This window comes from Streptomyces sp. NBC_01190 (assembly GCF_045039895.1).
Lineage (GTDB): Bacteria > Actinomycetota > Actinomycetes > Streptomycetales > Streptomycetaceae > Actinacidiphila.
In genome coordinates this window covers 3543193-3563406 of the sequence record NZ_CP108580.1, presented here as the reverse complement: position 1 = coordinate 3563406, position 20214 = coordinate 3543193, and the positions used below count along the sequence as shown (strand labels likewise).

At 69.7% G+C, this 20214-nt stretch carries 10 protein-coding genes; 7 read left to right on the top strand and 3 right to left on the bottom strand.

Going from position 1 to position 20214, the window contains the following annotated elements; genetic code table 11:
• Window positions 1-222: 222 nt before the first annotated feature.
• The 6 genes from OG519_RS14705 (at window position 223) to OG519_RS14680 (ending at window position 13081) form a co-directional block, all read left to right on the top strand.
• Window positions 223-3216: an SNF2-related protein gene (locus OG519_RS14705; RefSeq protein WP_405583358.1), complete on the top strand. Its 2994-nt coding sequence runs from the start codon at window positions 223-225 to the stop codon at window positions 3214-3216.
• Entirely contained in the window at window positions 3213-4535 is a 1323-nt protein-coding gene (locus OG519_RS14700) for an SWIM zinc finger family protein (protein ID WP_405583356.1), read from the top strand. Before OG519_RS14705 ends, OG519_RS14700 begins: the two co-directional genes overlap by 4 nt.
• A 203-nt stretch (window positions 4536-4738) precedes the next feature.
• On the top strand, window positions 4739-6289 hold the full coding sequence (locus tag OG519_RS14695; protein ID WP_405583354.1) for a TIGR02677 family protein: 1551 nt from the start codon (window positions 4739-4741) through the stop codon (window positions 6287-6289).
• Window positions 6286-7587: a TIGR02678 family protein gene (locus OG519_RS14690; protein ID WP_405583352.1), complete on the top strand. Its 1302-nt coding sequence runs from the start codon at window positions 6286-6288 to the stop codon at window positions 7585-7587. The genes OG519_RS14695 and OG519_RS14690 overlap by 4 nt, the downstream gene beginning before the upstream one ends.
• Window positions 7584-11822, top strand: coding sequence for a TIGR02680 family protein (locus OG519_RS14685; protein WP_405583350.1), 4239 nt, complete (start codon window positions 7584-7586; stop codon window positions 11820-11822). Before OG519_RS14690 ends, OG519_RS14685 begins: the two co-directional genes overlap by 4 nt.
• Window positions 11819-13081, top strand: a complete 1263-nt coding sequence (locus tag OG519_RS14680) for a TIGR02679 family protein (RefSeq protein WP_405583348.1) — start codon at window positions 11819-11821, stop codon at window positions 13079-13081. The genes OG519_RS14685 and OG519_RS14680 overlap by 4 nt, the downstream gene beginning before the upstream one ends.
• Window positions 13082-13465: 384 nt before the next feature.
• Here the strand turns inward: OG519_RS14680 and OG519_RS14675 are convergent, their stop codons facing one another.
• Window positions 13466-14773 carry a hypothetical protein gene (locus OG519_RS14675; RefSeq protein ID WP_405583346.1) on the bottom strand — a complete coding sequence of 436 codons (1308 nt, stop codon included), beginning with the start codon at window positions 14771-14773 and terminating at the stop codon, window positions 13466-13468.
• A gap of 802 nt (window positions 14774-15575) precedes the next feature.
• Between OG519_RS14675 and OG519_RS14670 the strand changes: the two genes are divergently transcribed.
• Window positions 15576-15704, top strand: a complete 129-nt coding sequence (locus OG519_RS14670) for a DUF6408 family protein (protein WP_405583344.1) — start codon at window positions 15576-15578, stop codon at window positions 15702-15704.
• 138 nt (window positions 15705-15842) lie between these two features.
• Here OG519_RS14670 and OG519_RS14665 read toward each other — a convergent pair whose 3' ends face one another.
• Window positions 15843-17975: a DUF2075 domain-containing protein gene (locus OG519_RS14665; protein ID WP_405592730.1), complete on the bottom strand. Its 2133-nt coding sequence runs from the start codon at window positions 17973-17975 to the stop codon at window positions 15843-15845.
• A gap of 157 nt (window positions 17976-18132) precedes the next feature.
• Window positions 18133-20019 carry a DNA/RNA helicase domain-containing protein gene (locus tag OG519_RS14660; RefSeq protein ID WP_405583342.1) on the bottom strand — a complete coding sequence of 629 codons (1887 nt, stop codon included), beginning with the start codon at window positions 20017-20019 and terminating at the stop codon, window positions 18133-18135.
• Window positions 20020-20214 lie beyond the last annotated feature (195 nt).

Below are 20214 nucleotides of genomic sequence, written 5' to 3'. Positions count from 1 at the left end.
GAGGTGGGTGATCGCGTGGCGGGTGGCCCGTCGCGCGATCACCCACCTCGCCTTTGTCGGGACCCACGGGCCGGGTGACGGAAGCCGTTCCCGTCTCATCGCGTCCGAGCGGATGGTTAGCCTGGATCCGCCGCGGGCTTCCCGGGGACCTCGCGGGCCGGACGTACGAGGAATTGATCGGGCCCGGACGTACAGAAAGAACGGGTTCCAGGAGTGGGTGTGATGGCGAGGGTTCATCCGTCAGCGGGGGGCGTCCCCTCCGACCTGGCCGCGGCCGACCATGCGCCCGCACTCGGGGCGGGCGTCCCGGACCGGCGGCGGTTGCTCGCGTCGCTGCCGGAGCTGGCCCGGGCTGAGGCCGTGTTCCTGCCGGCGGATCCGCCCCGGCTGGGGCACGTCGCCTTCTGGACGTCCGGTGGTGAACCGCCGGCCGTCGGGGTGGAACCCGAGGAGATCACGGTGGTCCGCCCGCACGGATCGTCCGTGCGAAGGACGCGGGTGCCGGCGGTCGCGGTGCCTGTGGAGCAGGCGCTGCCGCTGCTGACGCGGTGCCGCGCTCTCGGTGCGGACGGCAGCGGGCGGGCATCGGCCGCCACGGCTTTCTGGGGTGCCGCGGGAGTGCTGGCTCTGAGCCTGCTCGCCCGGGGACGGATCCTGCCCGGAGTCTCCCCGGAGGGCTTCGACGCTTGGCGCGTCGGACCTTTGGACGCCGGAGATCTCGAGCGGCTGCGCGTGCTGGTGGCCGCTATGCCGCCGGAGGCCCGCGCCGTTCCGGTCCCCGGCCGGACACCTCTCGTCCTTCCGGCGGCCGAGCCGCTCCTGCGGGCGTTCCTGGACGCGTTGGCCGACTCGCTCACCCGCACCCCCGCCGCTCGCCACCTGGCCGGCGGACCGGCGTTCGCCGTCCGCGCACCGCAGGCCGTGCCGGAGCAGCGGGCCTGGGCGGCCGGGGTCGCGGCCGGCCGCGACGCGGGACTCCAGGTGTCGCTGCGCCTGGAGTTGGCCGGCGGGTCAGCCGGCGGGCTGTGGGACGAGGAAGTCACGGGTGATGCGGACAGGACCGGTGAGGGTTCCTTTCGGGCCGTGGTCCAACTGCGCAGTCTGGCCGATCCGACGGTGCTCGCCGACGCCGCGGACCTGTGGGCGGGAACGGCCGCGGCGCCCGAACTGTTCGGCCCGCGGGCCCGGGTGGACACGCTGCTGACGTTGCGCCGTGCCGCGCGTGCCTGGCCGCCGGCCGGCCGCCTGCTGGACGCCGCCGCGCCGACCGGCCTGGAGTTGTCCGACGACGAGGCTCTGGCGCTGCTGGGCGAGGCCGCAGAGAGCCTTTCCTCGGCCGGGCTGGCTGTCCACTGGCCCAAGGAGCTGGTCCGTGGACTGACCTCGGCCGGGGTACTGGAACCCGCCCGCAAGGGGACGACGTCCTCCGCCGCGTCCCTCCTGACCTCCGGTGGCCTGCTGGACTTCCGCTGGCGGGTCGCGCTCGGGGACGAGGAGCTCACCGCCGAGGAGTTGGAACGACTGGTCGAGGCGCACCGGCCGATCGTGCGGCTGCGTGATCAGTGGGTGGTCGTCGACCCCGAACTGGTCCGCCGCGTGCGCCGGGCCGCGCGGTCCGGCGCACCGAAGCTGACCGCGATCGACGGCCTGGGCGCCGCGCTGACCGGCGTCGTCGAGGTGGACGGCGAACGGGTCCCCGTCGTCGCGGGCGGTGTGCTGGAGGAGTTGCGAGCCCGGATCGCCGATCCCGAGGCCCGCGCCGCCCGCGAGCCCCAGGGACCGCCCAAGGCACTGGCGGCGACCCTGCGGGACTACCAGGTGCGCGGCCTGAACTGGCTGCACCGGATGACCTCGCTCGGTCTGGGCGGCTGCCTCGCGGACGACATGGGACTGGGCAAGACCGTGACGCTGATCGCCCTGCACCTGCGCCGCCAGGAGCGGAAAGCCACCGCGGGACCGACGCTGGTGGTCTGCCCGGCCTCGCTGCTCGGCAACTGGGAGCGCGAGATCCGGCGTTTCGCCCCTGCCGCCGAGGTCCGCCGCTTCCACGGCTCCGGCCGTGACCTGGCCGACCTCGACGAGGGAGCCGGCGCCTTCGTGCTGACCACGTACGGGACGATGCGCCGCGACGCCGAGCGGCTGGCGGAGCGGTCCTGGGGGCTGCTGGTCGCCGACGAGGCCCAGCACGTCAAGAATCCGCACGCGCACACCGCGAAGGCGCTGCGGACGATTCCGTCGCGGGGGCGGGTGGCGCTGACCGGTACCCCGGTGGAGAACAACCTGTCCGAGCTGTGGGCACTGCTCGACTGGACCACCCCAGGGCTGCTTGGCACGCTCTCGGCTTTCCGGAACCGCTACGCCAAGGCCGTCGAGGGCGACCGCGACGAGCAGACGGCCCGCCGACTGGCAGCCCTCGTCCGCCCCTTCCTGCTCCGACGGCGCAAGTCCGACCCGGGCATCGCGCCCGAACTGCCGCCCAAGACCGAGACCGACCAGCGGGTGTCCCTGACCAAGGAGCAGGTCTCGCTCTACGAGACGCTGGTCCGCGAACTGATGGGGGAGATCGAGTTGGCGGACGGCATGGCCCGGCGCGGCCTGGTGATGAAGCTGCTCACCGGCCTGAAGCAGGTCTGCAACCACCCGGCGCAGTATCTGAAGGAGCCGGACACCGCGAAGCTGCCCGGCCGGTCGGGAAAGCTGGAACTGCTCGACGAACTCCTTGGCACCGTGATCGCCGAGGAGGGGTCCGCGCTGGTCTTCACGCAGTACGTGGCGATGGGCCGGCTGATCGAACGCCACCTCGCCGACCGAGGAGTGGAGACGCTGTTCCTGCACGGAGGGACCGCGGTCAAGCGCCGGGAGGAGATGGTCGACGCCTTCCAGAGCGGCGAGAGGAGAGTCTTCCTGCTGTCCCTCAAGGCGGCAGGGACCGGCCTGAACCTGACCCGGGCCGGGCACGTCATCCACTACGACCGCTGGTGGAACCCGGCCGTGGAGGACCAGGCGACCGATCGCGCCTACCGGATCGGGCAGACCCAGCCGGTCCAGGTCCACAAACTGATCGCTGAGGGGACGGTTGAGGAGAAGGTCGCCGACATGCTCCGGCAGAAGCGGGAGCTGGCCGATTCGGTACTCGGGGCAGGCGAGGCCGCGTTCAGTGAACTGAGCGACCGCGAACTGGCGGACCTGGTCGCCCTGCGCGGAGCGCGGCGATGACCGCGCCGGCCCGCAGACGCGGCCCGGCGCACAGGCAAAGCGCGCGTACCTTCGACGCGCTCCCTCCCGCCAAGGGCAGTCGCGCGCCGTTCGCCGAGTCCTGGTGGGGTCGGGCGTGGCTGCACGCCCTGGAAGACTCCTCGCTGGACTCCGGCCGCCTCCAGCGCGGCCGGACCTACGCGCGGCGTGGCGCCGTCGACCAGGTCACCATCGTCCCCGGATCGGCCACCGCCCGGGTGCAGGGCAGCCGCCGCACTCCCTACCGTGCGGCGGTCCGGGTGCGGCAGCTCACCGACCAGGAGTGGGACCACCTCCTCGACGTGATCGCCGAGCGGGCCGCCAACATCGCGGCCCTCCTCGACCGTGAGATGCCGGCTGGCCTCGCCGACGACGCGGAAGCGGCGGGCGTCGCGCTGCTTCCCGGCCCACAGGATCTCGACCCGGACTGCGACTGCCCCGACTGGGGCCTTCCCTGCAAGCACGCCGCCGCACTCTGCTACCAGATCGCCCGACTGCTGGACCGCGACGCGTTCGTGCTGCTGCTCCTGCGAGGCCGCGGCGAGCGGGAGCTGATCGACGAGCTCAGCCGCCGCAACGTGGTACGCGCCGCCGCTGAAGCCGCTGCGCCCACGGGGGCCGGTATGCCGCTGCCGCGCGCCCGCGGCGGAGATCCAGCCGGCTCCGTCTTCTCCTCCCGCGCCGAGGTGCCGCCGCTGCCGGCCATGCCGCCCCTGCCCGACGGGGCCGGCCGTGGTCCGGCGCTCGCGGAGGCGGCCGCTCCCGAGCCAGGTGTGGACCCGGGCGGACTCGAACTGCTGGCCGCGGATGTCGCGCTGCGCGCCCACCACTTGCTCGCCGAGGCCCTGGACACCTCCCGCCACGCCAGCACCGCCCCACCCGCTCCGCTCACTGAGTGGCAGGACGCCGTCCGGCTCGCCGCCGCCCACCCCACCATGGAGGTCTTCGCCCGTATCGCGGCGACCTGCGGCCGTTCCCCGACCGAACTCGCAGCCGCCACCCGTGCCTGGCGCTACGGCGGCGCCCGGTCCCTCGATGTGCTGGAAAACGCCTGGAGTCCGCCCGCCGGACGTCTGGAGCACGACGGTGACGCCTTGCGGGCGGACTGGGCCGAGGGCGCACCGCCTCGGCTGCGCTCCTGGCGCAACCGCTGGACCATCGAGGGCCGCGACGCCCAACTGCGCCTGGGCCGGGACGGGCTGTGGTACCCGTACAGCAAAGATCGAGGCACCTGGTGGCCGTCCGGCTCACCGGACGCCGATCCCGCTGTCGTGCTGGCAGCCGTCCTCGGAGGGCCGTGACGGGGGCGCCGAGAAACGAGCCTGAAGACGCCCTGGGCCCGCCGTCAGGGCGGGCCTGTTCGCGGATTACGCCCGTCCACCGGTCGGCCTCGCGGTCGACTGGCCGAGTCCGTCATTTCCGACTCGGTTGTCGGCGGCTGCCCCTACCGTTGGGTCAGGCTGGGGAGCCGAGATCATGACAGCGGAGTCGGGAGGGAGAAGCCATGCGCAGGGTTCCGCCGGAGATGTTCCGGTTCACCGCGGGGGAGCGGGCGGATCTCTACTCGGCGATCCTGACAGTGTTCGGGGATGCCAACGAGCGCCTTGAGACGGCCCTGGTGCTGGACGACATCCGTGGGCGCCTTCGCGGCGTCGGCTGGCTGGACGCCATCTCCGACGAGGACTTGTACGAGGCGCTGAAGGCACTGCGCGGATGGGGCCTACTGGACGTTGTCCAGAATCATGCCGAGAACTACCGCACCGCCGAGGAGTACGAGCGGCGCAACCTTCAGTACTCGCTGACCCGGCTCGGGGAGGCCGCCCTGGCCGGGGTTCAGCACGCGCTGGCGGTGCTCGCCTCGACGGGAGCGCTGCAGACCGCGGTGCTCGAGGCGATCACCGACCGGCTGGACGAGCTGTACGTTCTGGTGCGGGAGCCGCCGTCGGCGGACCGCCGGATCTTCAGCGCGGTACAGGAGCTGGAGGGGCACCTCGAGGCATTGCTGGACAACACCAAGGCCTTCAACGGCGAGTTGCAGCGGTTGCTGCGGGCCGAGGGTGCCGATCTCGGTGTGTTCCGGGAGGTGAAGGCCGCCACCGTCGCGTACCTCCAGGAGTTCCTGGTCAACCTCGACCGACGCGGTCATGGTGTCGCTTCGGCTGTGGCCAGGGTGGAGGAGCGCGGGGTCGCCGTCCTGCATGGACGGGCGCTGCGCGGGGCGGAGTTGCCGCCGGTCGCCGGTGAGGACGCGGGCCCGGAATGGCTTGAGCGGCGCCGGGCGCGCTGGGCCGGCCTGCGGGCGTGGTTCCTGCCCGAGGACGGTGCCCGACCGCGGGCGGACCAGCTGCACGATGTCGCCCGGCGGGCCATCGTCTCTCTGCTCCAGGCGCTCGACCGGATCACCGAGTCGCGTCGGCGCTCGTCCAGTGCGGCTCAGGACTTCAGAGAGCTGGCGCGGTGGTTCGCAGCCGCCCCCGGGGAGGAGGATCTGCACCGCCTGTGGATGGCGGCCTTCGGTCTCGGACCGTCCCGCCACGCACACTTGGCGCATCACGACCCGGAGCTGGTCTCGTCCTCGCTGTCCTGGGCGGAGGCACCGCCCGTCGAGGTCTCCGCGCTGCTGCGGACGAGCGGTCGCACGGAGCGCTTCACCCGAACGGGCAGGGTGCGGGATGTCGCGTCCGTCAAGGCGGCGCGGGCGGAGAGGGCGCGACAGGAGCGTGCTGAGCTCCAGCAGGCCTGGTACGCCTTGAGGACGGACGGCCCGCTGCGGTTGTCCGACTTCGGCGAGCTGGACGAGCCCGCGTTCGAGCGGTTGCTCGACCTGCTCGGCAGGGCACTGTCGGCGCGGCCGGACGCCGTGGGACTCCGGCGCGCGGGTACGGCTGACGGGCGAGTGGAGATCATCCTGTCCGCGCCCGCCGACGGCCGGACCGCTGAGCTGAAGACGTCCAAGGGCGTCCTGAGGGGGCCGGATTACGTCGTGAACATTGTCCCCGCCGGTGCGGCGGAGCCCCGTCACGCACGCATCGGACGGCAGGAGGCCCTGGGATGAGCACCCTCGCCAACCAGTTGGTCATTGCCGAAAGGGAAGAGGTGGCCCGGGGGATCCGCCTGCTGCTGGCCCGTCCGCTGATCACCGAGCGAACGGATGCGGCGGCCTTCGACCTCGTCCGGCGGCGCAAGGAGCCTCTGCTGAAATGGTTCGACTACACCTGCGGCTGGAGCCTCGTGGTGGAACCCCGACGGGGCTACGCACGGCTGGCCAAGGTGCGCACCACGGCGGATGGTTCCCGCCCTGCCAGGCGACAGCGCTCCGGCCGGGCCCCCTTCGATCGTCGGCGCTATGTGCTGCTCTGTGTCGCCGCGGCCGAGTTGCTGGCCGTGCCGGTGACGACCGTCGGTCTGCTTGCCGACCGTGTCGCCCGGGCCACCGCCGCGGACCCGGCGCTGCCGTCGCTCGACTCCGCCAGTCGCCCGGAGCGGATGGCGTTCGTCGACGTGCTGAAACTGCTGGAGTCGTTCGGGGTACTGCTGGCGTTGGACGGGGCGACTGATTCCTACGTGGAGTCCGCCGACGCGAAGGTTCTCTACCGAGTGGACACCACCCTGCTCATGCGACTGCCGACCGCGCCGATCGGACCGTCACGGCTGTCCGTACCGCCCGATGAAGTGCCCCTGCGCTTCGAGGAACTGCTGGCCGGACTCGTCCGTGAACGGCGTTACGGAGCCACGACCGCCGACGGAACCACGGACGAGCCTGCTGCGGCGTCCGATGCCCAACGCAACCTCTGGCTCCGCCACTCCGTGCTGCGCCGCCTCTTCGACGACCCCGTCCTCTACCGCGACGACCTCTCCGAGGATGAACTCGCCTATCTGAACTCCCCAACAGGGCGCCAGATTCTGCGCCGGTCGGTCGACCAGGCGGGATTCATCCTGGAGGAGCGCGCCGAGGGATTCCTCCTGGTGGACCCGGACGCCATCGCCACCGATGCCACGTTCCCCGACGACTCCTCCACCGCCAAAGTCGCCGCACTCCTTCTGCTGGAGCAGATCCAGGACGCACCCGGTGGGACGACCCCCGAACAGCTGGTGGCGATCGCCGCCGGGCAGCTGCGCCGTTTCCCGCGGTGGGCGAAGGCCTACCAGTCCGAGGACGGCGCCGTGCGGCTGGCCGACGACGCCCTGTCCGTGCTGCGCGATGCCGGCCTGGTCCACAGAGCCGGCGACCGCACGGTCCTGCTGCCGGCCGCGTTCCGGTACCGCGTGGTGGGAGCTTCGGCAAAGGTCTCGGACAGCGCCGAGCACGTCGCTGGCCCGGCGGCAGACACCGACGAAGCGGGGTTGCTGTGAGCGTCACGGATCTGCCGGTGCGGACCCCGGACTCTTGGCCGGATCCCGGCGAGGAGTTCGCGGAAACATCACCGCGCCCCCGCTGGCAGCCGTCCCGAGCCGGCATCATCAACGTCTGGCGCTACTACGACGAGACCTTCGCCTTCCACCAGGGACGGCTGCTGCTGCGCGGCCAGAACGGCACGGGCAAGTCGAAGGCCCTGGAGCTGCTGCTTCCCTTCCTCTTCGACGCCAGCCTGCGGCCGAACCGGCTCTCCACCTTCGGTGGCTCCGAACGCACCATGCACTGGAATCTCATGGGGGAGGGAGCGCGCGGCAAGACACGCGTGGGCTACGTATGGATGGAGTTCGGCAGGCCCACGGACGGCGGTGGCATGCGGTGGTTCACCTGCGGCGCCCGCCTCCAGGCCAGCACCCACACCGGCAGTGCCCACGCCGACTACTTCACTACCCCCCGGCGAGTCGCCCGGCCCGGCGGCGTTCTTCTGGTCAACGAGTCGGGCCAGCCCCTGACCAGGGCCGCGCTCGCGGACGCGCTGGAAGGCCACGGTGAGGTACACGCCTCGGCCGACGCCTACCGGACCGCGGTCCGCCGCGCCCTCTTCACCGGGATGAGCGAGCAGCGGTACGAGGCGCTGATCACCGCACTGCTGCAACTGCGGCAACCCAAGCTCTCCGAGCGGCTCGACCCCTCCCTGCTGTCCACGCTGCTGTCGCGAGCACTGCCTCCGCTGGGTGAGGGCGAGATCTCCGAACTCGCCGAGGGCTTCGAGCGGCTGGACCGCCAGCGCGAGTATCTGACGCACCTCGACGAGGAGGTCACGCAGGCCGGCGCCATCGCCACTCAGCAGCGCGGCTACGCCCAGCGGGTGCTGCGCGCCCACGCCGCCACCTTGATCTCGGCCACCACCGACATGGACAACCTCACCCGGGTCGCGCGGGAGAGCGCCGACGAGCACGCTCAAGCCGTGCTGGCCAGGGAGGCGGCCGTACAGCAGCGCGACGGTTACGAGCGGCAAGCGCGCGAACTGGAGGCGGGCATCGAGGGCCTGATCGACAGCGATGCGTACAAGAAGGGCCAAGAACTCGACAAGCTCCGCCGGCGGACCGACAGCGCCCAGCAGAACGCGCGTCGTCTGCGCGTCGGCGCCGACGCCAAACGTCAACGGGCGGAGGAGGACAGGGGGCGGGCAGATGCCGCCGACGATCGGGCCCGCGCGGCTGCCGCACTGACCGGGGAAGCCGCCCAGGACGCCCGGCATGCGGCACGCGCCGCTGGGATGGAGTCGGTGTACGGCGAGGCGGAGACGATGGTCGGCGCCGACACCGAGGGCGCACCGAGCGGGGACGGCTCCTCTCCCGCCGCGAGCGAACGGGTCCGGCCTGCTCGTCAACTGCTGCGTGGTGCCGTCCGGGCGCGCAGGGACCAGATCGCCGAGGTGGTCACCGCTGTCGTAGGGCACGAGCGGAGCATCAGCGAGCGGACCGCCGCCGAATCGGCCCTGGAGCAGGCTCGAAGTGCCTTCGCGGAAGCGGTCGCACGACGTGACGACGCCGCCGCTGCCTACGAGGAATCCCTGGCCGGGCAAGCGGACCTGCTACGGGAATGGGCCGCCGGATGCGTCGAACTGCGTCTTGACGACCCCGATGAGCTGGTGGCGCGCGCAGCGGTCGAAGCCGATGTCATGGCCGTGGTGGAATCCGCCGTCCGTACGGTCGACCGCGACATCACCGCGGCCCGGACACGTACCGAGGCGGCCCGCGAGGCGGCGCGTGGCGAGCGCTCCGCACTGACTCGCACGCTCGACGCCCTCCGTCGCGAAGCGGACCTGCCGCCGCCGCCCTCGCGAACCCGTACCACGGATCGCTCCTCCTTGATCGGCGCGCCATTGTGGCGGCTCGTGGCGTTCCATGACGGGGTGCCGGCCGGCGTGCAGGCGGGCGTCGAGGCCGCGCTGGAGGCATGCGGTCTGCTGGACGCCTGGGTGAGCCCGTACGGCGCGGTCGCGCTGCCGGGCCACGACACCCTCGCCGACCCTGATTGGGCGGTGCCCGCGCCGGGACTGTCGCTGCTGGACGTGCTGCGCCCCGAACTCGGCATTTCGGTGCCCGCGGACACCCTGTCCCGGCTGCTCGGTGGGATCGCCTTCGGCCCCAAGCTTCCCGCCGAACACGTGGCCGCCGTCGGCGCCGACGGCAGTTGGCGCCTGTCCGCGGCCACCGGCACGTGGAGCAAACCCGAACCCGCACACATCGGCGCCGTCGCCCGGGAGCGTGCAAGGCAAGCCCGCATCGCGGAACTTGCCGCGAACCTCGACGAACTGAACGTCTCCATCACCGTCCTCGATGCCGAACTGACGGGGCTCCGCGAGCGCCGGTCCCGCCTCGACGCCGATCTCGCGACCCGCCCCCGCTACCCGGACCTGGACGCCAAACGGCGGGCCTGGGACCGGGCCGAGGAAGGTGTCGGAGTCCGGGACGACGCCCTGCATGGGGCCGTCGGCCGCCTGACCGAGCGGGAGGCCGACGTCACGGCGTCCCTGCGCGGTCTCAGCCGGCTCGCGGCGGAGCGCGGTCTGCCCACCGGCCGAGGCCACTTGAGCGAGCTGTCCTCCGCCCTGGACACGTTCCACGACGCCGCCACCGCCTGGATGGACGCCTACCTGCTCTGGGCCGGCACCGCCGAGCGGGCAGGCGCGATGAGGAGTCAGGCCGCCCGCTCCTCCGAAATCGCCGTCGAGCACGCATCCGGGGCCGAAACGGCCGAGGAGGAGGCGCAGGCGCTCGCCGTCACCCTGGAAGCGGTGGAGAGCACGGTGGGCGCGGATTTCCGGGCCATCGCCGCCCGCATCGGCGAGCTGCGAACACAACTCGACAGCAGCCGGGCGGAGATGAAGGCCAGCGGTGCCCAACTGGAACGACTCGCTGAGCGGATAGGACAGCTGAACGCGACGACCGCGCAGGATGCCGAGAGGCGGGACAAGGCCGTCGGTGCCCGGGACGAGGCCGCGCGAAGGTTCCGGCACCTATGCCTTCTCGGCCTTCCCGAGGACGCGGGCCTCGCCGTTGAGCTGAGCGCACACGACGGCACCCGCGCCACCCTGGAGGCAGCACGCGAGGCCGCGGCCAAATGGCCGACCATGTCCCATGGACCCCGCATCCTCGGCGAGGCCGTCAACCGGCTCTCCGAGGCAATTCACAAAGCGCGCCAGTTCCTCGGCCGCCGCGCCGACCTGGACCTCGAATCCGACGAGGACGTGCAGGTCTTCAGCGCCTCGATGGACGGCGTCCGGCTCGGAGCGGCCGGGCTGCTCAAAGCCCTTACGGCAGAGCGCGACAGTAGCCGGGACGACATCACGGCGGCTGAGCGGAAGCTTTTCGACCAGACCCTCACCGGGGACACCCGGCGCCACCTCGCGGCCCGCATCCGGCAGGCCAACGAACTCGTCGACCGCATGAACGGCCACCTCCAGCGCGTCCGCACGGCCTCCAAAGTCGCCGTCCAACTGGTCTGGCAGATTCATCCCGACCTCCCGCCCGGGACCCGCACCGCCCGTGAACTCCTTCTGAAGGACCCCAGCCGAATCACCGACGGCGATCGAGAGGCACTGCACGCCTTCTTCCGAGCCCGCATCGAGGAGGCCAAGGCCAAGAACACGGCTGCCAGTTGGGAGGAGCAGCTCGCGGAGGTCCTCGACTACACGGCCTGGCACCAGTTCGTCGTCAAGCTGGACCGCGCGAACGGAGCGGGATGGCAGATGCTGACCAAGAAGCTGCACGGAGCCCTGTCAGGAGGCGAGAAGGCGATCGCCCTGCACCTCCCGCTCTTCGCGGCGGTCGCCTCCCACTACGAGGCGGTGCCGGACGCACCTCGGCCCATTTTGTTGGACGAGGTCTTCGTCGGCGTCGACACCACTAACCGCGGCCAGGTGTTCGCCCTGCTCAGCGCCCTGGACCTGGACCTCATCCTTACCTCGGACCACGAGTGGTGCACGTACCGAGAGCTCTCCGGTATCGCTGTCCACCAGCTGATCACCGGGGTCGACGACGGGGACGACGCCGTGACCAGTGCGCGCTTCGTCTGGAACGGCGTCGGTCTGGAGGCACAGGAGACGGTGGGATCGGACGTGCCGCAGAAGACAGCCGACGTGTCAGCGGAGCCCGCACAGGGCGGCTCGGGGGCACCGATCGGCCCCGATGGACTGATAGAGCCGACGGGGGAGCACTTGGCGTGAGCGACCAGAGGGCTTTCGCCGACATAGACCGCCCTGCTCTGCGCCCCCTGTGGCGGGCCGTTCACGAGCGTCTGTCGTCGGGGCGTCCCGTGAGCCGGGTGCGGATCGGCCCGTTGGACGACGACCAGCGGGAGGCGCTCGCCGACCTGCTGGGTATGGAGCGGCTTCCCGACCGCCGGCCCTCCATTGCGCTCGCCCGGTTGGAGGAGGCGATCGCCGATCCGGGCGGACGGACGCTGCGGGAGGTCGTTGGCGCCATCGTGGGCCCCCTTGACGACCGTGCCGCAGCGCGAGCGCATCGCGAAGGTGAACGAACCGAACTCTGGGCGTGGTTGGAGGCTCATGAGACGGTGCGATCGCAGCCCGCCCTCAACGAATGGGTCGCTCATTGCCGCGGCAGCGGCCTGATCGACGGATCGGTCCACCGCACGCGGGATCTGCTCGGTTCCGCGCTGACCGTCCTTGCGGCGCTACCAGCAGAAGGAGAACCCCTCCCCGTCTTTTCGGCCCGCCGTCTCCAGGGAGACTCGCACGCTCTCGATGACGGCGGCCGCCTGTCGTCACTCGTCCTGCGAGCCATGTCGGCTCAGTACGGCGTTGAGATGCCGGCCAACGCTGAGCAGCGGCGCGCGATGTGGGCCCGAGCAGGCGTCGCCGATGACGAACTCTCCGCCACTGTCCTGGCCGCCGGCCTCCGCCCCCTCGGCGAGGGCGTGCTGAGCCGGGTCACGGGCGTCTGCACGGAGGCCGGACACGCGGCCTCGCTCACCCTCGCCCAACTTCGGAACCCGGGGGAGCTCCGTTTCCCGGCGGGACCGGTGCATGTCACTGAGAACCCGAGCGTGATGGCCCTCGCACTCCGTCGCTTCGGCCCCCGCTGCCCGCCCCTCGTCTGCAGCTCCGGCTGGCCCAACAGCGCGGCGATCCACCTCCTGCGCTTGCTCGCCGATAACGGCGCCGACCTCCGCTACCACGGAGACTTCGACGGCGAAGGCATACGCATCGCGGCCTACGTCCTGGACAAGACCTCTGCCACCCCGTGGCGCATGACGGCCGCCGACTACGGCGAGGCCCTGTCCCGCACCCCGGACGGCCCCGACGTCGGACGGCTCACGGACGCCCCCTGGGACCCGGCGCTCACTCCGGCGATGGCCGAGCACGGTACGGCCGTGCTTGAGGAGACGGTGTCCGGCCAGCTCCTGGAGGACTTGGCCGTGGCCCGCGCCGCGGATTGGGAGCCCCACCCGACACGCTCCTGAGGTCCGGGCCGTCGAGGCGGAGACGTGAGCGATTCGCTGGGACGCCGCCCGCGCGTGTTGCCCTGCGGTAACCAGTGCCCCCTCGCCGATGGTGACCCGCGACGCCCCCTGCCACCGGCTGTCACTAACCCGCCTCACGATGCAGCTCGCACGCCGTCCCTTCTCACCCGTCCTGAAGCGACGGACCCTTCGTCCCGAATCCAGTGGGGGTCGCCCGTCGACCTGCGGGGATTGAGGAACCGCAGGTCAGGGGGTTGGTTGGGGTTGGTCTGCGCGGGTCTCGGGAGGCGGTTCTTTCGTGATCGTCTCCCAATTTTCTCCCAGAGATCCGGGTTCTAACCTGCTCGGCAGCGCTTCCCCCAGAGGCGTCCTGTGGGGGTGCGCCTACGCGGGCAGCGCGGGGAACACGACCACCGAGCCGTCATTGCCGCGGGCAATCTCGATCGCCACGTCTGTTGTACGGCTGTTGACCATGTCGCTGTCGCCCAGCTTGTGAATCCGGTTTGCCGCGCGCATCAGGCGGTCGACTTCACCGGTTGTGAAGACGGGCCGCAAGCCGTGCGGGCGTGCCAGCTCCAGTGCTGACAGGCGTTCTAGGACACCGGCGATGCTCGACTCCAACGTGCCCAGGCGCTGCTGGTCGGTCTTGAGTGCGCGGGCGAAGTTCTCGAACAGGTTGCCAGGGTCAGCCTGGGCATGCTCGACGGCCTGCAGGACGATGACCCGCCGCTTCAGTGCAATGGCCAAGGCAGCGAGTTCGAGGTGAGTGCGGAACGTGCCGCCATGGTCATCGATGCCCGGGAACGACTTGGTCAGCGTGTCTATCTCGACGGCCTTGCCGTCGGGCAGCTTGTCGAGTGCGCTTTGCCACTGGGCAAGGCGGCGGTCAGCGGCACCCAGCGCCGTGTTGATGGCATGCACTGCCGAGTCCAGTCCTAGCGAGGCACCGAGTTTGCCCTGGTCAAGCAGAATGGCAGTGGCTTTGTCGATGGCATCGCGGCAACCGTCGAGTTCGCCGTGCTCATCTTCGAGCTTCTGCTCGTGCAGTTGCTCCAGCAGTTCTGTGATGTGTTCGATAGCCTCCTGGCGCTTGCAGTCGGCATTCGCGCTCACTCCTACCGCTACGGCCATGAGCACGAGCGGCGCGGCCACGGTGAGCGCTGCGCTTCCGGCGACCGCGACGCCGGCTGTTGCACCGGCTCCACCGACCGCGCCTGCTGCCGCTGCTTTACCGGCCGGCACGAACGTCGCGTGGGCGGCGATGCCTGTTGAGTTCACGAGCGCACTGTGGATGCCACCGGCCGCCCCCTTCGACGCCATCGGGCGAATGATGCCCTGACCGAACTGGGCGGCGACCTTCGCCGGAACCACCATGCGATACAGGCCCTCGCCAGCAGCGGTCGCCGTGGCCGCCGCAGAGGAACTTCGCGCTGATTGGGTGACGAGCTGCGACAGGTGCTGTGCCAGGGGACTCGCGGCATCGAGCGGGATGCCTCGACTGCGGTCGAGCCTGTCGGGCAGCGGATGTACCTCAAGTGTGGCAATCGGCTCGTCGGCCAAGGCCGCCAGCACGCTGCGCAGTTCAGCTAAGCGCTCAGCCGTCATCGGCCCGTCGCCGGTCAATGCGGGCACCCGGACGTCACTGGTCGCCAGCGTCCACACCGGAACGATTGCCTTGCGGTCGTCAGTCATCGTCTCCCCCTGTTTCCCACAACAGCCTACGGCTGACTTCCGACCAGAACGGCATGAAACCTCGTAGCCGGATCACGCTGCTGGCACCACCCGGCCGTGCTCGTCGCCTGGAAGACCGGGGCCACCCTGGATGCTCCGCGGAACTGCCGAAGAGGGTCGCAATGTTCAGCGTGGGGGGCGTTGACCGCTGCTGCCGGTCGCCATGGCGCACGTACGCGCATAGATCACGAACTCGGATGTCGGCGGCCGAGACGCCCAGCAGCTCTCCGGTCGTCCGAGGCTTCATATGCGGTCGTCATCACAAGCTCGCGCCTGGTCGGCGGTGAGACGTTGAGCTTACGCTCGGTGATAATGGTCCCGTGGTGGGGAATATGACGCGTACAGCGATTATCGGCGAGCAAAGGATCACGCGGCTGTCGATCGATCTGATCGCCGAACCCGCGGTCGAGGTGCAGCCGTTACGGCATGCGCGGCACAAGGCCGTGCGGGTGTCCAGGTTACGGAAGCGGGCACGAGGGCCGGCGCGAGTACCAGCTGTTGTTCGTCGACCGGCTCCTGGCCGTTCGGCTGGGAACCCTGGCTGGCCTGTGCCGAGACGAGTCGACCCCCGAAGCTTGCTGTGGAGTAGGGTATTTGGCGCTGCGCACCTTCCCGGAGGGTACGAGCGCAGAGTTCACGGTCCGGTTCAGCGGCCGTGGGTGACGAACGGCGATCCACCTCGTGGACCTCACCTTGCGTGAGGGCGGATGCCCGGTAGGGCGGTCCCTGCCATTCCGAGTTCACGTCCGAGGAGTGGTCCCGTATGAACCCTGTGAAGTACAAGCCTGCGCGCCGTGTCTGGGTCCGTGAGGTCCTGGTTGGCGCCGCCGCCGGAATCGTCTCCAGCCTCGTGCTGGAGGTGCTGGCGGCGGCAGCGCGTCTGCTCGGCTGAGCAGAAAGTGGCGGGCCCGGCGAGCCCGCCACGCCAAACGGTTTGGTCCGGCAGGGACTGCCACTGGCTCGCTCCAGCACGGTTCACTGCCGTACGGCTCCGGCTCTCGCCCGTGCGACATCCGCAGCCCCGCTTGCTTCAGAACAGCGCCCGCTGTCCGTTCTGCTCGGTGGTGCCGCGCTTGTGCTTGCGCTTTCTGTTCCGTCCGGGTCGGCTCTGGTGCTGCACGCGTGCCGATGGCGGGAGGTTCTCCCATGTGGGGCGGAGCCCGTGTAGGTGGACCTCGCCGACGAGCTTCTTCAGGTAGGCCCGGGTTTCGTCATCCGTGGAGTAGAGCACTGTGGCCCGACTCGCGCGAGTCATCAGCACGTGGTAGGCGTTGCGGACGCATCGGGCAAATTCGTCGTCGATGAGGCTGCTTGTGCGCACCTTCGGGTCAAATGACCCTGGCACGCGGACGCGCTCGATTTTCGTCTCTGCGTCCTTCTTCCCCTTTCCACGTTGGAACACCCAGCCGCTGTCACGCCAGACCATGTCCTCTCCCATGATCACCCCGCACCAGTCCCATTCGAGGCCCTGAGCTGTATAGACGCAGCCGATCTGATCCAGCCCGCCCGGATGCACGGACCAGATCTTGGACGGGGGCACAGTCTTGTTCTCACAGAAACTTTCACTGAACGCGTTCCAGGGGCGGTGCCAGTCGCCAATGCGGACATCCGCTTCGAGCCGCCTGTCCTTTCCCCGGGGCTTCGTCCAGGGCCAGCAGTACCCGGCGACCATGCGTGCCGATGCACCTGCGAGGGACTCCGTGCGGATGATCCGCTCCATCTCCTCCGGGCTGTCGGCGACCTCTATGTGCATCAGTCCGTCGGGGGTCCACTCCTCCGGCTCGTTCCCGGACAGCCCGAGTGCATCCCGCACCCAGCGCACATATGCGTCACTGCCCCCGCATCTGAACTGCTCCTGCAGCCGGTACCGGGTGACGGGAACACCCCGACGTTCTGCGGCGTCCTCGATCAGCTGTACCGTGCCCACTTCCTTCGGCCGCACGGACTGGCTCTCGTCCAGGAAGAACACGGTGAGGCGCGAGGCATCCAGCAACTCGTCCACCTGAGGCTGAGTACCCTGTTTTTCCGCAGGGAGGTAGTGGTTGGTGGATCGGTCCCGAAGCCGATGCGCCTCGTCACAGATCAGCATGTCCAGCGGAGGGTCGGGCGGAGTGACGAAGCCGCTGAAGTAACCGAAGCTCTCTCTGAATTCCTTGTCGCCGTAACCCACGTGCTCCTGCATCGCCCCGTTGAAAGCCCTCGAGCCGCTGGAGTACTTGACCGTTCGCCCGGCGGCCTCGAAGTCTGCTTTGAGCTGCAGGCCGATCGCGCTCTTCCCGGTGCCGGCACCACCGGTGACCAGGAAGACCGCACGCCTCGGGTCGAGTACGACCGCTCCCTGCGCCGGGTCGCCGAGAAAACGTGCAGCGGTGTCGAGTACATCCTCCGCCACCTTCTTCTGCCGTCCCCGTAGAGTGAACACGGTGTCCTCACCACGTGACTTGATCATGGCGTCGAGCAGAGGTGTGTTCCGCAGATTCATCCGCTCCAGCAGCATTTCCGCTGCGGATTCGCTGCCGTCCTGCGTGAAGTGCTTCTGGAGGTCTCGAAGAAGCCTGGCACGGCTGTCCTTCGTGTACGTGCGCGCGTAGGGTCCGGTGGGTGCATCGACATCGAGTAGCGGTCGAACAGATTCGTCCGTGGCGTTGTGCAGATAGGCGAAGCCGCCGCATTCGAAGGTTATGCCCCTCAGCGGACCTGACTTGCCGGTGAACAGCTCGAAGTTCTCGCGCAGCTGCAACGTTGGGTGCTTCTTCGGACCCATACCGGGCACGTGGACCATACCTTGCGTACCAACGAACTCGGCCGTGCCGGCTTCCAGCCTCGTCACGGTGGACCACTGCTTCAGTTCGACGAGTTGCACCGACAAGTGCTGGGACTCCGGGTGTCGGCCGATCAGGACGACGTCGATCAGCCGGGGCTCGACGCCATTGTCCGGCTCGTCCGCCGTGGCAGCACACTCCACGATCATCTCGATCTCGCCGCGGTCTGCCTCTACCAGGTCCTTCGCGAGTTCGAGGAGACTCACCGCCCATGCGGACCGTTCCGAGAGCGATGCCTGGGACCCCCGGAAATGTGCCCAGCGAGCCGCCAGATGAGGCACCATCCGGCGCCGTGAGCTCAGGGTGAGCAGGTCCCTTGCCGAGAGTTTCAGCAGGAGCATGGACACGAAGGGATCCCCCCAGGCACGAGTGACTCGTGCGGGTGGGGGCATGTCCACGTAGGGAAGCCCGTCGGGCCGCGACCGGTAGGGACGATCCTAGAGAGTCGAACGTCTGGCTGACGAGTTACCCAGGGGCATCAGCGGTCCGGAGGCGGGGTCAGGTCGAATCGACGCTCCGCATCGCCCCGGCCAGCTCGCGCAGCTTCTCCCTGCTCTCCGGGTCCGTCGAGCAGACCACCGTGCCGACCATACCGCGCGTCAGCAGCACCTTGTAGGTGTTGCGAATCAGGCGGTCTACGTCGGCATCGGGAGTGGCCTTTTTGAAGACCGGGTCCTTGGACTTCGTGCGGTCGGTGACCCAGCGATCGCTGCGCCAGACCAGGTCGGGGCCGATAATGACGCCGGACCAGTCGTATTCAAAGCCCTGCGCGGTGTAGACGCAGCCGATCTGCCCGAAGCCGGCCGGGTCGGTCGCCCACAAGGCGGATGGGGGCGCGCCGGAGATGGCTCGCTCCCCCCGGAGGTTCCAGGGGCGCGCCCAATCGCCGATCACCACGTCCGCTGCGAGCGGATTCCCAGGTTTGGGCTCAGGCGACCAGTGCCAGCAGTAACCCGCGGACATGCGAGCGCTGTAGCGGTCGTTGACCCGTTGGGCGGCGAGGAACGCTTCCATCTCCTGCGGACTCTCCGCGACGAGGAGTTGCATGCGATCGTCAGGTTCCCACGCAATGGGGCCTCCTGGCTCCAGGCCGAGGAGCCGCACCACCCACCGCAGATACGCGTCGCTCCCGCCGCAACGGAACTGGCTGTCCAGCCCAACGACGTGGCAGGCGATCCCCTTGCGCGCAGCAGCCGCCTTGATCTCGGCGACCGTGCCCATCTCGCCGGGGCGCACCACCTGGTGCTCGTCGAGCAGGAAGACGGGAACGCGGGCGACGTCGATGAGTTCGTCGATCTGCGGCCGGCCCGTGCGGTGGGCGGCCGAGGTGTAACGGTTCGCCGAGGTCTCACGGATACGGTGGGCCTCGTCGCATACCAGCACATCGAGGCTGTTCTTCTCCGCCGTCATGAAGCTGTTGAAGTACTTGAAGAGGTCCTGCACCTCGCGCTTGCGGGTGCCGGCCACCTTGCGCATGGTCTTGGTGAACGACTGGGACCCAGTGGCGTGCAGAGCCGGAACGCCTTGCCGGTACAGCTCGCCGAGTACCGACAGCGCGATGACGCTCTTGCCGGTTCCCGGACCGCCCGTGACGACCACGACTTCCTTGTGGTCGGACTGCTTCGCCTTTCGGACGGCATTGAGCACCATCCGGTAGGCGACCTGCTGCTCGTCCAGCAGGACGAACTGCTCGCGCTCGCGTACCTCCTGAGCGGCCAGCGCCATCAACTGCTGAGAAGGAACCAGCTTGCCGGCCTGGAGTTCGTCGGCCGCACGAGCCCCGGGGTGCCTGTCGCTCAGCCTGGTACGGAGGTGATCGAGGAATGCCCCCCTGCCCTCGGCGGTGAACATCTGTCCCCGCTCGTCGAGCTCGATCTCACGCAGGCCGCTCACGCCGAATTCGGTGGCGTTGTGGAGGTAGGCCACCCCGCTGACACGCTTCGGGTGTTCGGCGAGGGCTCCATTGAAGTTGACCAGGTACTCGCAGTAGCGGCGCACCTGCTCTATGGGGTTGAGCACAGGCTGCGTGTAGGCGTCCACGAGACACAGCTCGGGATCATCGTCATGGGGGTCGGCCTTACTCCACTGCTTCAGCTCGACGACGACGTAGGACGGCTCCCCGGTGACCGGGTGGATTCCGGCGAGTATGGCGTCGGCCCGCTTGCTGTTCAGGGGCAGCGCGTACTCCAGCATGACCTCCACGTCACTGAGCCCGGCATCGTTGAGCGCCGCGGCCAGTATCGGAAGGCTGCGCTCCCAGGAGCGGGCTTCGGCAGGCCCGGGGCGGTACCCGTGCGTGTCGAGAAACCGCTCGATGAGACGTTCGAGGAGCGAACCGTCACTGGCCATGGCTCCAACGGTCCTGGCCGATGCGCGGAACAGCAAGGAGGTCCCCCAGGCAGCACGAAGTGACTCGTGCGGGTGGGGGCATGTCCTTCGAGACTCCACCGGGGTGGAGCGGAAGCCCGTCGGGCCGCGATGACGATGGGACTAAGAGTACCCAGGTGCCGGATCTCGAAAAAGATCACCAATCAGACAGCGGTCTTGTGACTCGACGAGAGCCACCTCCCCTTGATCACC

Excerpts from the sequence above, each read along its gene's own strand:
- OG519_RS14705 (WP_405583358.1), top strand. The coding sequence starts at position 223 with ATGGCGAGGGTTCATCCGTCAGCGGGGGGCGTCCCCTCCGACCTGGCC.
- OG519_RS14700 (WP_405583356.1), top strand. The coding sequence starts at position 3,213 with ATGACCGCGCCGGCCCGCAGACGCGGCCCGGCGCACAGGCAAAGCGCG.
- OG519_RS14695 (WP_405583354.1), top strand. The coding sequence starts at position 4,739 with ATGCGCAGGGTTCCGCCGGAGATGTTCCGGTTCACCGCGGGGGAGCGG.
- OG519_RS14690 (WP_405583352.1), top strand. The coding sequence starts at position 6,286 with ATGAGCACCCTCGCCAACCAGTTGGTCATTGCCGAAAGGGAAGAGGTG.
- OG519_RS14675 (WP_405583346.1), bottom strand. The coding sequence starts at position 14,773 with ATGACTGACGACCGCAAGGCAATCGTTCCGGTGTGGACGCTGGCGACC.
- OG519_RS14670 (WP_405583344.1), top strand. The coding sequence starts at position 15,576 with ATGAACCCTGTGAAGTACAAGCCTGCGCGCCGTGTCTGGGTCCGTGAG.
- OG519_RS14665 (WP_405592730.1), bottom strand. The coding sequence starts at position 17,975 with ATGCTCCTGCTGAAACTCTCGGCAAGGGACCTGCTCACCCTGAGCTCA.